We start from the raw sequence: 11,973 nt of genomic DNA, 5'->3' as shown, positions 1-11,973 counted from the left end.
CCGTCTAGTCCGGTTCGACTCCGGAACGCGCCTCCAATTTTCCCGAGCCCGGGTGGTGAAATCGGTAGACACAAGGGATTTAAAATCCCTCGGCTTATGGCTGTGCGGGTTCAAGTCCCGCCCCGGGTACCAGGAAAATAACTTCAAGAATAACAAGCAATAAGCAGTAATGTCGTGACCGCCGGAAGGCGGTTTTTTTGTGCCTGAAAAATGCCAAGTGGCAGCAAAATGGCAGCATGATGGCAGCAAAGATTTTCATCCCTTCCCGATTAAACATCTAACCATACGCCATTGACTTACACCGCTCCAGTGGTAATATGTGCTTACGGTATACGCCACTGACGCATATAAGATGATATTTATAGAAACCCCGATTTTTACAGAGGATGTTCTGACGCTACTCAATGATGAAGAGTATCGAGCGTTTCAGCTTCATCTTGCCGAGAACCCAACCGCAGGTGATGTGATCAAAGAAACTGGCGGATTACGTAAGGTTCGTTGGGCTAGCGGCGGTAAAGGTAAGCGTGGTGGTGTGCGGGTCATTTATTATTATAAGTTGTCCGAATCTCAGATCCGACTGTTGGTGATCTACAAAAAGGGCATCAAAGATGATTTGTCTGCGGATGAAAAACGCGCCCTTCGCGCATTGAATGAGAGGTGGTAATAATGGACGCTAAACTGTTCGGTCGTTTGAAAGAAAGCATGACACAAATGAATGAAATTATTGACGGGGAGCGTGCGCCTTCCCGTGAGTTTCAGGTCAGCGCGGTGCAGGTTAAGCATATTCGCCAGGCTACCGGGTTGTCGCAACCGGTGTTTGCGGCTCTGATTTCCGTCAGCGTTGGTACGCTTAAAAATTGGGAGCAGGGTAGACGTGAACCTACCGGCCCGGCCAAAGCGTTGCTGCGTGCGATTGAGCGAGATCCGCAGCATGTCCTGCCTGCGCTATCTATTAAGTGACTTTATTGATTACGAATTAACGCCCGCATATGCGGGCGTTTTTGTTTGTGTATTTAACCAAATACCAGCGCGGCTTGTCCGCCGCTTTGCGGGTGAGGTGGGACGGGATCAACGTTATGTGGTTTTGAAATGACGCGGGTAAATGTCTCATGGCTAACGAACGTGCAACCGCAATTGATGTTGGTACATTGGTTGTAACGTTCTTTAGTTGTAGTGGTGATATAGCTTGATGATCTGGTGTGTGCGGCCTGGCCGCAAAGCGGGCAATGCATCATGGCGGGGTACTCCGTCATGCCCTGACTATGGTCAGTACTGCTAATAATTATGCACAATTATTCCTGTTTTGCATCATTCCATTTCCAGATCGTCAATCTTGACCTCTAAATCGAGGGCGGTAGTAAAACCGCTGTTATTCAACGAATGAGTCACCTTAACCAACGTCCAATTGGCCTCATCAATTTCTTTTTTGAAACCTGAAACAGTGACCGGCGCTTCCGGGTAAATGTCTGCGCGCCCATGCGCGAGTTGAATAGAAAAAGTGGCAACACCACGCTGAATGCGTTCCCAATTCGCCTTTGCTGCTCGCTGTGCATTATATTTTGATGCGTAGGTATGGCGCAGAACTAACACATTTTCATCACTGCCAATCAGGTATTCTCCCTGTTTTTCATCGACTGGTGCGGGTTTCTTAACCCTGCGGCGTTTAACCTTAACCTGTTCGCTTTTTGCAGTGCGGGTATTCAGCCAGTTGGCCACAACGCCGGTATAGGCTCCCCGATCGGTTAGCGTGAATTGATGGTTGTCACCCGACTGGCGATTAATGATGATTGCCGGAATCGACTTTCCTCCGGCGGTCATATTCTGTCCCTGCTTGAAAAACAACAGATTGCCATTTTTTATTGCGGCTACCGCACCATTCTCTTTTGCCAGGCGTGTGATAAAACTCCCGTCCGACTCGGTGGTTTGGTCGATATGTCCGATCTGAATGTCTGCCACATTCTTATTGATGACTGCGGCCAACTTATTACGGCTGGCAATGGTTTTGACAATATCCCCTATGGTTTTTTTATGGTAAGAGGCATCGCGTTGTACATTCAATGTTTGCCGAAAATCAGCACTTCGGGCTGTTATGGTCAATACGTCAGGCGTGCCAGCATGCCCAATTTCATCAACGACAAACGTTCCTTTATCGATCACCCCGGTATCTTTCCAGCCGAGTGCAACAGCCAGGCTTACGCCACGGCGGGGCAGCTTTAAATTGCCTTCGCTATCGTCCAGTTCAATATTGATCTGGTCAGCTTCAAAACCTCGGTTATCCGTTAGCGTCAGGCTGATTAATTTCTCTCTCACCTTTCCGGTGATGTCGATACCCTCAATTGTAAGCGAGTAAGCCGGGGTATTATCGCCACCGAGTTTGTCCAACGTATCGATCAGGCTCATGACAGGAATCCGCCGACGGTATCGGAAACTTGCTCGGCCAGGTCTTCAAATTGCTGAGACAAATCGCCGAACATGTCTTTTAACCCTTCATCCGTGCGCTTGAGCGTGATAGTGAACTCAATACGACGGGCGGAGCCATCCGCAAAGAATACAGTTTTGGTGCGGCTCAGGCTTTCGATCACGAACATGCCATGTATTGCGCCGCTCCCCTCAATCAATGACCAGGCCTTGCCAGTTTCCGCCATTAATTGGATAGCCATCAGGGAAACTCTACCCCCGGTTAATGCCGGCAGCAAAACGCCGCTCAGTGTGATGGTTTCATCATCCGGCCCCAGGAACTGGCTTTGTGGGCGAAGCCCGACGCGGCTATTGGTCGGATGACGCCACGCCATCTGGTGTTGAAACTCCTGGTATGGAACGGTTTGCAACATGAATACAAACATGCCTAGTGCCATCATCATAATGATCGTCCTCACTCGATATCGTTAAAACTGCTGTTCGCCCTGGATCTTGCTTGCCGTTCCCGTGCATCCAGTTGTCGCGCGACTTCCCGCGCAATGTCCTGGGGGTTGTGGTGGGCCTGAGCGATAATCTGAATAGGGGCGTGAATGTCGATGTAAGTAGCGCCGCCCTGGTGATGTGATGAAGTGACTCCGCGCGGGTACTGACTCCCTGGCAGGGTGTAGGGATGCAAGGGGGCGTCCGCGGCGGTAGCAGGGCCACCCATAAATAACGCGGCTACTGCCGCCATGGCGGCGGTATTCTTACGACTGGTGACATTAGCCGGCCCGTTGACAATTTCCGGGCCATACTCGCCCACTACGCCAAATTTCCCCAAGGGGATCCTGCCGCCGCTGTCGTGTTCACCGGTGTAACGACGGCGTATGGCATCAGCAGAATTACCCTGCGGTGCCGGTGTCATTGTTACGCCAGCGCGGCGGGCCGCATCGGCAACGGCGGGGTTCGTCTGCGCTAAGATGCGCGTTTTTTCTGACTTGGTTTTAACTTCATCCAGTTTACCCAGCACCCACTTAATTGATTCTATGAGTAATTTCAGCGGGGTAAGGGCTAATTCAATTCCGGCCGCCAGAAACTCACCGAATTTTTTCCCCGCTGATGCCGCGCTATCCAAGTCTTTTTTGGTCGACTTTACCGGTGTTAGCAGGTCGGTAAACCAGCCCCACAAGGCCTTAACCTTGTCCCCAATCCAGGTGAATACTGGCATCAGCGGCGCAAAGGCGTCTTTAATGGGGGCCGCCGCAGTTTTGAAACCGTCAACCACGCCGCCCAGGAATGCTTTGATGGGCTTCCAGTATTTATAAATCAACAGGCCCGCGCCGACGACGGCAGCAGCAATTAACCCAAGTGGGCTAACCAAAATACCGAACATGCTCCCCAGACCGCCCAGGGCAAAACGCAGGAACCGCAACGGGGACGTAGCCAGCCAGGTAAAGACGCGTCCAATGCCCTTAATTCCTTTAGTTGCCGTCTGTAGCGGCGATGATGCAAAAGACACGACAGCGCGGCCAGCGCCGCCAAGAAGCTGTTTGGAAAAGGTCAGCGCATTTTTACCCGCATCCAGAAGTTTTTGGCTAAAGCCTACAACCTGTTTTTTTGTGAGCGGAGTGGTGCTGGCAAATTTCAGCATGCTGAGTGACAGATTGGGCAGCAGACGGATCCCGAGCATGCGCGTACTGAATCGGAGCAGAGCGAACGGCCCTAACAGACCGACAACGGCAATGGCCAGCGTACCGAAAACGGTGGTTGAAATGGCAGCGGCTGCGCCAATCTTGACGATAGCGGCGCTGACTTTCGGATGTTCTTTCAGGAACTCCGCGACACCGTGTAAAAAGTTGCTGATGCCTTTTGCTGTTTTGCGCAGCCAGGCGTCGTTTTTCTCAAATAACTCAACGCTGATATTTTCCAGAGCGGCATGTAACATCGTCATGTCGCCTTTCATGTTATCCAGCATGGTATTGGAAACCCGCTTAGCCTCACCGTCATACTCACCCGGCGCACCGCGCATTTGTTGCAGTTTACCGTCCGCCACTGCCCGCATCAGTTCACCAAATCCGGTGACTGCATACATGCCGGCAATGTCTTTAAAAATCTTACCGCGATCGACGTTCCCCATTTTTGACGTTTTTTTGTCGATGTCTTTTAGGATATCGACCAGATCACGCATGTTGCCGTCTTTATCTTTGGTGGTTACACCCAGCTTTTTAACCGTGGCGCTGTTACCGATACGGCTCAGAATAGCACGCATCGCCGTACCCGCCTGGCTCCCCTGAATACCGGCATTACCCATGATGGCTGTGGCAGCGGATACGGTTTCCAGACTTTGCCCGTATTCACGCCCCACACCAGCGGAATATTTCAGCGATTCACCCAGCATGGGGATATCCACGTTATTCCGGGTAAACAGGGCGGTTAGCACGTCGGCTACCCTGTCCATTTTTTCCGCAGGGATCCCCATGGCCGTTTGGATGTTTGACGCAATATCGGCAGTGGTGCCAAGGTCAATGTCACCGGCAGCGGCCAGATTCAACATCCCTGGCATCGCTTTTAAAACCTGCTGGGGTGAATAGCCGGTTCTGCCAAGGAAATATTGCCCCTCGGCCACCTGGAGATCGGTGAATTTTGACGATAGCGGCAAGGTTCGCGCCTGGTGCCGTAATGACTGCATTTGCGGATCGGCTTTGGTTGGGATGCGGGTCACTGCCTGGGTTTTACTCATCATCGCATCGAAGTCATAGCCCACATGCAGGGCATCCACCAATCCACGGCCCATGGCGCGCCCGGTGGCCATTGACGTATAGCCCACACCGGCGGCCATTACTTTACGCTGATTGCTTTCATCAAACTGGTGACGCGCGGCATTAAGCCGCTTTTGCTGCTGGGCCTGTTGGTCTAGCCGTTTTTGCTGTGCAGCTAATGCGCCCGTTACCCCGGTGATGTTTGACCGCAGAGAGCGCTGAGCCTCACCCAATCGATTTGTTGCCACGCCGCTATTTTGCAGGGCGGTACGCTGGTTTTGCAGTGAAAGCCGTAAATCAGCGAATTTCTGTTGAAGTTTGGCCGCTTCTTCCCTGGCTTTTTGAAATTGGCGGGCCTGCTTGGCGGTCGGGCCGTCTGTGGATTTCAATGCTACAGCCAGATCGCGCGCTTTTTCGCGTGCCATGCTTAGTGCTTGTGCGGCGGCGGCTACCTGGGTCTTTGTCTTGCGGAAACCGTCAATTTTCCCGGCTTGAGTATCAAGCTGTTTTAACTGGTCTTTTGTGGCTTTAACAGATGCGGCCAACGCTTTGTTGCTGGCCTGCATGGATTTGAACGGGCGGGTGATTTTATCGACCGCACTCAGTAAAACCTGCAATCGGAGATTTTTGTCACTCATCACTTGCCCCACTGCGGATAATGGCTTTGTGCCGCCATTCCAACAGTTCGGCCAGCGGCATCAGATCGGTTACGGTTGGTGGCCAATGGAAGACGGCGGCAATGTCCGCCGTCAGGTCTTCAATGGTTAGCTGTTCAGGAAATCGGATCTGACCGAATTCGGTAAGAAAAAAAGCGCCAGCGCTTGAGACAACTGATACAGGTCTGCCGGATCCAGGTTGGAGACTTCGTTAGCCGTCAGGGCCGGGGAAGTGATACGCGGCAACACGGTGATCAGTGAATTGACGTCAGTTTCAATCAGCGCCTGCAAACGGGTGCCACGCAATGCACCGGCGCTTGGTTTGTTGACGGTCACTTCGGTGATCTGTGTGGTGCCGCGCTGGACAGGAACGTCCAGGATCACCGGCTTGTTCAGCAGATCAGTAACTGCATCGCCCTGGCCATCATTGATTTCAACACTTACTGATTTATCGTTTTTCATTGTTTAACCTTCATTTTGTCTGGTTTACTGGCCCCACCGGGGCCATGGCAACATCTGTGCAAGCAGGTGGGGCGGTTACAAGCCGATAGCGCGGCGGTGTTCTGCCAGGCGGTCGACGCCATCCACGATTTCGATCATGTTCACCACGTCGATTTCAAGCAGGACAGCGCCGTCCATCGTCAGCTTGTAATAGGTATTTTTGGCGCTGAGTTTGGTTTGCGTGTTGTCGCCCTGTTTGTAGTTGCCGAAGTCAAACTCTGAAAAACGACCACGCATGACCACTTCCACAGCGACAATCTCGCCGGTGTCATCGCGCTGGAAAGAGCCGACAAAACGCAGCAGTACGCCATCAACCTTGGCGATCCCCCACTGCTTATAAAGCTGGGCCTCAATACCGCCGAGGGTGATTTCTGCGTCCAGCGCACTATCATCGATCCCCAGATCAACGCCGGCGCTGCCGTTCATGCCACCGCCGCGATACTGTTCAAGCTTTCGCGTCAGCTTCGGCAAGGTGATTTCTTCAACGACGCCCTGATAGTTGTTGGCGTCGTTGAACAAGTTCAGGAATTTCAGTTTGCGTGGTAAGGCCATCGCGTCCCCCTTAGCTGTTCACGTTCTGAGTAAAATTCATCAGATATTGGTCGGTGATACGTTGGCGCAGCAGCAGATTTTCAAGCGGCGGCACGGGCGTGTAGTTGTAGTCCAGGATCAGCTTGCCCGCTTTCAGCGTGTCTTTATCGTTGGCGGCATCATCCATCCAGCAATCGCCATCAATAATGTAGCCGCCGGATTTCAGCTCACGGAATTTGGCCTTAATGCCTTCGATAATGTCTTTGGCAAGGGAAGGGTGCATCGGCTGATCAACGGCCCACATTTGCGCTTCGGCCATTGTGTCAGCCAATACCTGCGCGGTGCGGGTGTAGTTCTCAAACTGGAACAGCGGATCATCTGAGCAGGTGCGGGAACCCCAGAATCGGAATCCATCTTTGCGGATCAGGGTGGTGACGTCGTTCTGGTTCAGCAGATTGGCGTCGGTGGCCGTATCCTGCAAATCCCAATATACGTCGGCGCTGATGCCGGTCACGCCATTGACGCCGACGTTTGACAGGGTTTTGTGCCAGCCGGTCTGCTCATCAATCTTGGCGCGTAAACCCAACGCGCGGGCCGTGGCGTAGGCTGTTGCCGATGCGTTGGTCACGCTATCCCAACTCAGGAAGTCTGGCCAGATCAGCATGGCTTCACGCTGGCTGAAATTTTTACGGTAATCGATGGCTTCTGTAACGGTTTTACAGCCGTAGGCGCTCAGGTACGCGAAGCCGCGAAGGCTTTGCGCGATAGCCAGTAATTCGGAGGCTACAGCCTCATTATCATGACCAGGTACACCCAGAATGCGGGGCTTTACGCCAAGCTGGCTTTGTGCAGCCAACAGGGCTTTCATGCCGGTTTTTTTACCCTCGGTGGTCACGCCGCCGATGATGTTGGTGGTTGTTTCTGCTTCGGTGTCGCCCTGAGCAACACGCACAACCACGGTAACGGGCTTTGTCTGGTCGCCGATAGCGTCCAGTGAGCGGGCCAAGGTGCCTGACTCGCCGGCTTTACCGCTTGCGGTCAATACGTCGGTGAGCAATATGGGCGTGTTTAACGGGAAGGTTTTCGCGTCGGCGTCATCACCGGTACAGACCAGCCCAACAATAGCCGTGCTGACGGTGGTGATAGTGCGGGTGCCTTCGTTGATTTCCTGCACGCGCACGCCGTGGTGGTAGTCTTGAGCCATTAGGTGGATCTCCTGTAACGGTGTTCCCCTATGGTGTCTGCGGCGGGCGGTTAATGCATGTGGTGGGCTTTGTGTGATGGGTGGCACAAGGTGGGCGGTAGGGATTAGATAGCCGATTGGCGGTGTTCACCAGCAAAAGGCTACCTTTGATAACAATGACCGCGTTTACTGAAAAATGAAAGCCCCGATCGGGGCTTATGCCACACGATGCCATAGCATTTGCATCTTATGCCGCTCAACGATGCTGACCGCCTGGCCTTGGCCCAGAACGTCAGTTTTACCAGAGACATTATGGCCATGCGGGCCTAGCGCCATTTCGTGATCGTGTTCGCCGGCTTCATCTGTATCACCTTCTGCGTATGGGTCGAAGAACACACGGTTATTACCACCTAACTCATATTTACTATTACGTTGCGGCACTCCGTGGTGAACGTGCTTACCACCAAGGGTAGTGCGTTTAGTCCCAAGGTCGGTATCTTGTGCTGTTCCTGAAATGTTGATTTCTTCCGCCGGCAGATTGGCACGCGCAATTGTTACCGTATCGCTGCCACCCAGGGTGCTAACATCGGAGCCGTCCTGTTTCGCCGTTCTGATTGTCAGGTGCTCGCCGGCATATTCCCACCGTGACCACGGCCAACGTTCGTTGGGGTTCAGGTTTTGGTTGAACAGACGAGAAGTTCCAACTGGGTTGTCCAGCTCCCATGCCTGTCTCACCGCTGCTTCGATTGCTTCTTTGATTGCAGCTTTGATAGCTGCCGGCGTGGCGGCCAGTTCTTCGCTATCGCTGTCCGTGGCACTGCTTAACTGAGTAAACCCCTTTTCTGTCAGGGTAGCGTCAGGGTGTTGGCGCGATTGCTCATGCTCGGAAATCTGCTCATCGGCATAGTCTTTGGCTGCATCCTCTGCGGCCTTTACCGTTTCTGCCGTTGCGAGCACAACGGATGGGTCAACAAGCATATTCACATCTTCGGTACTACTGACCTGTAGCTGCATTCTGATGATCTGAAAACGCCCGGAACCTTCGGCAAGCAATGGCTTATAGGTGTCAGGCATGTTACCCAACGCAATCAATTCCCCTTCATCGTCAAGTAACGCCACCTCGCGCAACCAAAATCCGCCAATTTGCGGCGGCATTATCATTTCAGCTTCGATGACGTTGGCGGCCTGATCTGAAATTGACAGGCGATTTAATGGTGCCCGAAACTGTTCGTTGTTCAGTTCCGTTTGTTCCGGGGAAGGCCGTGATTGCTGACCGTTCCCATCACCTACAGCCATCATGGTAATGTTGACTGGCGTACCGGATACGGCGGCCGCAGCCAGCTTACTGTTGCCAAGGTGGGTTGTTACTACAATAAATTTTCTGCTATCCACGCCGTACCTCACAATGCTGTTTCATGTTCGCTATTCCCGCCTAGCTCAGGACAAGATCACGCCGGCACCTGGGCACCATTTCAGACGCAGATAATCAGCATTTTGTTTTATCTCATCGTCTGATAACACTTTAAAAAATACTGCCACAAGAGAAATTCGGCGAAGTCCCGTGAGAATACCAGGGCGATAATGCCCGCCAATTTTCAGTGTGCGCGCTGGCGAAACAACGCGGGTACGATCCGTCATATCAACGAACGCAGATGTTATTTCACCTGTCACCGCATTGATTTTTTTATAGGCCGGATGGTCATTAAATACACTGGCATAGACCTGGAATTGTGTTTCAGCGGGATATGATACGTTCACCGATTTCACAGAAAGGTCATTGCCATTTTTAACGTTCGCATACAACGTTATGTTCGAGCCGGTGTTGTTCGCCCCAACGCTATCCCCGGATAATATTTCCCCGTCGTTACCATAGTTTGAGAGATCAAGACCGCCATCGGTTGTTTTGTTATTACCGATGGAAGAAATAACAATTGCTGTCCAGTCTTTAGGAATAATTAGCCCTGTATCATAGTGATTAGCCAGATTTGCCCATGAGAAATTAATAGCAGTATTTGGACTACCAATCATTTTTAATGGCTTGGTATTGTCCGCATAGTTTTTTAGTTTATTTGGCCCGTCATGAAGGTAATAAAGCCCGGCCAACTGATCTACTATAGGCAATTCTGGTGTTTGGTCGATAAAGCTTCCCATTTTTGGAAAACCATATTGTGCCTGTGAAGGCCCGACTAATTTAAGTGTAGAAAACATCAGTGTCCCCTTAGAGCAGTTTGTCTTTAACGATGTTAAATAAGAATTGTGCGCCAGCGGTGCTCATATGTAATGAGTCTTCCCACATCCCAAGTTCACGCCCAACAGACCATTTCGGCATCATCGTGTGCAAATCAATAAACTCGACGCCGTTTTGCACGGCAAATTTGCGCGCAGCGGTGATAAACGCTGTTAGCGGGGCACTTACCTGATAACCGTCAGTGTCTGCCGGTGCAACCAAAATAATCCCCACATCAGCATGCGCGGCCCTATAGGCATTAATGATCGAAGCAATCCCATCGATATAGTTTGCCGTATTGCTGTTTGCATACCGGTAGTCATTCGTCCCCAGAATTATCACCACAACATCCGGATCCAGGTCGGTGGCATAGGGTTTAATATATGGGCTAACCTGATATATGTAGTGGAGACCTCGCGCACCAGCATGCCCAATCTTCAACACCTCAACTCCCTTTTTCGACGGGCTGTGGGGGCGAAATGCATAGAACGCTACTTCTGACGTATTACCCAAAGTGTCAATATCGAGGGTGTGTTTACCGTCAGAAAGTCCGGCGATCGCCGTTTTAACCGTTGCTGGCGTTTCATTGGTTGTTACCACGTTCCATGCGCCGCCATCGACGCGATAACGAAATGTGCCCGAATCGCGGTGGTAAATATCAATTTGCGTACCTTCCGCACCGCTCAACGTGGCTGAACAGGTCGACAGATTTGTATGCATACAGTAGCCGTCAGGGCCGCCACCGAACGGAGGCGGTGTCGTTTCTGGGCTTCCAATCCCCCAATTTACCCACCCCGCGCTGCGGGTTAGCCCCATGCCGTTCATGTACATTTTCCGCTGGGCATTATTGCCTGCAACGCTGGCCCAGCCGTCGGATGACTTGCCATATTTGGCATACAATGCGTTGGCAAATTGTTGGGGGATGGTACTGAAATCTGTCCAGCTATCACCGGTAAAGGCTATTTTCGCCGTCACATTCCCGCCATTTTCCAACACTGCGCATTTGGCTTTCCAGCGAAAAAGTGAAGCACCGCTGCTGTAGGTTGGCAAAAATGTTTTCGTGGTCTGCGGGCTTAATGCGTCAGGGCCTTCCAATTGCAGATCCATTGTGCAAAAACGTCCATTTTCCAGCCAGGCTATAACATCGTCGCCAACCTGGATTAAAGGTATTCTCCCATCATCAGCCAGGTTAAAATCTTCATTGATAACTAGTGTCCGCGGCCCAAGACTACTAATTAAATTATCACCGAGGAATAATGACTCCAGCCTGCCATCAACAAGCCACAGCACAACTTCATCATTTATGGCGATTAAAGGAATACGGCCAGCAAGCTGTGCGTCCACTTTAGGAATTCTTTTTTCAATATCTTCAACATAAGCCATGTTGGGCATTCGCTCCCCTGTCGGTGTTGCTACACCATTGATATTTTCAAAACGTTCAGCCCATGCCATGCCGACGCCTTTAACCGGGAAATAACGCCTTTTTTCCGCTCCGGCTTCGATGGCGTTTTGTGCTTGTTCTTTTGAGTCATAAACGCGCATTTCAGCCATAACCATTGACTGAGTTACATCAACTTCCTGCCGAAGATATGAGGTGCGATTAGCCAACTGCAACGGTTGTATATTTGCAATGCCGTCACGGCCTCCAGACACTTCATCATCACGCTTGATTTGATAAACCTCATCTTCCCAGCGAGCGTATTCACTAAGTCTCGTCAT

The 11,973-nt window shown here is 51.6% G+C and carries 13 protein-coding genes and 1 tRNA gene; 3 read left to right on the top strand and 11 right to left on the bottom strand.

Annotated elements, in window-relative coordinates:
- Positions 1-46 precede the first annotated feature (46 nt).
- The 3 genes from VGM55_RS04515 (at position 47) to VGM55_RS04505 (ending at position 960) form a co-directional block, all read left to right on the top strand.
- A tRNA-Leu gene (locus VGM55_RS04515) sits at positions 47-132 on the top strand.
- A 220-nt stretch (positions 133-352) separates the two neighbouring features.
- The gene (locus VGM55_RS04510; protein ID WP_331634724.1) at positions 353-664 is read left to right on the top strand and encodes a type II toxin-antitoxin system RelE/ParE family toxin; all 312 of its coding nucleotides are present in this window, start codon (positions 353-355) and stop codon (positions 662-664) included.
- 2 nt (positions 665-666) lie between these two features.
- Positions 667-960, top strand: coding sequence for a helix-turn-helix domain-containing protein (locus tag VGM55_RS04505; RefSeq protein ID WP_049211491.1), 294 nt, complete (start codon positions 667-669; stop codon positions 958-960).
- 53 nt (positions 961-1,013) lie between these two features.
- Here VGM55_RS04505 and VGM55_RS04500 read toward each other — a convergent pair whose 3' ends face one another.
- The 11 genes from VGM55_RS04500 to VGM55_RS04450 form a co-directional block, all read right to left on the bottom strand.
- Positions 1,014-1,235 (bottom strand): ogr/Delta-like zinc finger family protein, encoded by a 222-nt coding sequence (locus VGM55_RS04500; RefSeq protein ID WP_331634723.1) that lies wholly within the window; start codon positions 1,233-1,235, stop codon positions 1,014-1,016.
- A 73-nt stretch (positions 1,236-1,308) separates the two neighbouring features.
- A complete protein-coding gene (locus tag VGM55_RS04495; protein WP_331634721.1) occupies positions 1,309-2,400 on the bottom strand; it encodes a phage late control D family protein in 1,092 nt (363 codons plus the stop codon).
- The gene (locus VGM55_RS04490) at positions 2,397-2,861 is read right to left on the bottom strand and encodes a phage tail protein (protein ID WP_128864216.1); all 465 of its coding nucleotides are present in this window, start codon (positions 2,859-2,861) and stop codon (positions 2,397-2,399) included. Before VGM55_RS04490 ends, VGM55_RS04495 begins: the two co-directional genes overlap by 4 nt.
- 11 nt (positions 2,862-2,872) lie before the next feature.
- Positions 2,873-5,794: a phage tail tape measure protein gene (locus tag VGM55_RS04485; RefSeq protein WP_331634719.1), complete on the bottom strand. Its 2,922-nt coding sequence runs from the start codon at positions 5,792-5,794 to the stop codon at positions 2,873-2,875.
- Positions 5,787-5,909 carry a GpE family phage tail protein gene (locus VGM55_RS04480; protein ID WP_075205621.1) on the bottom strand — a complete coding sequence of 41 codons (123 nt, stop codon included), beginning with the start codon at positions 5,907-5,909 and terminating at the stop codon, positions 5,787-5,789. Before VGM55_RS04480 ends, VGM55_RS04485 begins: the two co-directional genes overlap by 8 nt.
- Before the next feature lie 11 nt (positions 5,910-5,920).
- Positions 5,921-6,274, bottom strand: coding sequence for a phage tail assembly protein (locus VGM55_RS04475; protein ID WP_331634718.1), 354 nt, complete (start codon positions 6,272-6,274; stop codon positions 5,921-5,923).
- 75 nt (positions 6,275-6,349) lie between these two features.
- The gene (locus VGM55_RS04470) at positions 6,350-6,865 is read right to left on the bottom strand and encodes a phage major tail tube protein (protein WP_099062525.1); all 516 of its coding nucleotides are present in this window, start codon (positions 6,863-6,865) and stop codon (positions 6,350-6,352) included.
- A gap of 10 nt (positions 6,866-6,875) precedes the next feature.
- On the bottom strand, positions 6,876-8,048 hold the full coding sequence (locus tag VGM55_RS04465) for a phage tail sheath protein (RefSeq protein WP_331634716.1): 1,173 nt from the start codon (positions 8,046-8,048) through the stop codon (positions 6,876-6,878).
- A 195-nt stretch (positions 8,049-8,243) separates the two neighbouring features.
- Entirely contained in the window at positions 8,244-9,419 is a 1,176-nt protein-coding gene (locus VGM55_RS04460) for a phage tail protein (protein WP_331634715.1), read from the bottom strand.
- 45 nt (positions 9,420-9,464) lie between these two features.
- Positions 9,465-10,235: a hypothetical protein gene (locus tag VGM55_RS04455; protein WP_331634714.1), complete on the bottom strand. Its 771-nt coding sequence runs from the start codon at positions 10,233-10,235 to the stop codon at positions 9,465-9,467.
- 10 nt (positions 10,236-10,245) lie between these two features.
- Positions 10,246-11,973 carry an SGNH/GDSL hydrolase family protein gene (locus VGM55_RS04450; protein WP_331634713.1) on the bottom strand — a complete coding sequence of 576 codons (1,728 nt, stop codon included), beginning with the start codon at positions 11,971-11,973 and terminating at the stop codon, positions 10,246-10,248.

It is taken from the genome of Cedecea sp., from assembly GCF_036500665.1.
Lineage (GTDB): Bacteria > Pseudomonadota > Gammaproteobacteria > Enterobacterales > Enterobacteriaceae > Cedecea.
The sequence above is the reverse complement of the archived record's forward strand: the minus strand, read 5'-3'. Positions and strand labels throughout refer to the sequence as shown.

Excerpts from the sequence above, each read along its gene's own strand:
- VGM55_RS04505 (WP_049211491.1), top strand. The coding sequence starts at position 667 with ATGGACGCTAAACTGTTCGGTCGTTTGAAAGAAAGCATGACACAAATG.
- VGM55_RS04470 (WP_099062525.1), bottom strand. The coding sequence starts at position 6,865 with ATGGCCTTACCACGCAAACTGAAATTCCTGAACTTGTTCAACGACGCC.
- VGM55_RS04500 (WP_331634723.1), bottom strand. The coding sequence starts at position 1,235 with ATGATGCATTGCCCGCTTTGCGGCCAGGCCGCACACACCAGATCATCA.
- VGM55_RS04495 (WP_331634721.1), bottom strand. The coding sequence starts at position 2,400 with ATGAGCCTGATCGATACGTTGGACAAACTCGGTGGCGATAATACCCCG.
- VGM55_RS04510 (WP_331634724.1), top strand. The coding sequence starts at position 353 with ATGATATTTATAGAAACCCCGATTTTTACAGAGGATGTTCTGACGCTA.
- VGM55_RS04485 (WP_331634719.1), bottom strand. The coding sequence starts at position 5,794 with ATGAGTGACAAAAATCTCCGATTGCAGGTTTTACTGAGTGCGGTCGAT.
- VGM55_RS04455 (WP_331634714.1), bottom strand. The coding sequence starts at position 10,235 with ATGTTTTCTACACTTAAATTAGTCGGGCCTTCACAGGCACAATATGGT.
- VGM55_RS04450 (WP_331634713.1), bottom strand. The coding sequence starts at position 11,973 with ATGACGAGACTTAGTGAATACGCTCGCTGGGAAGATGAGGTTTATCAA.
- VGM55_RS04490 (WP_128864216.1), bottom strand. The coding sequence starts at position 2,861 with ATGATGATGGCACTAGGCATGTTTGTATTCATGTTGCAAACCGTTCCA.
- VGM55_RS04475 (WP_331634718.1), bottom strand. The coding sequence starts at position 6,274 with ATGAAAAACGATAAATCAGTAAGTGTTGAAATCAATGATGGCCAGGGC.
- VGM55_RS04465 (WP_331634716.1), bottom strand. The coding sequence starts at position 8,048 with ATGGCTCAAGACTACCACCACGGCGTGCGCGTGCAGGAAATCAACGAA.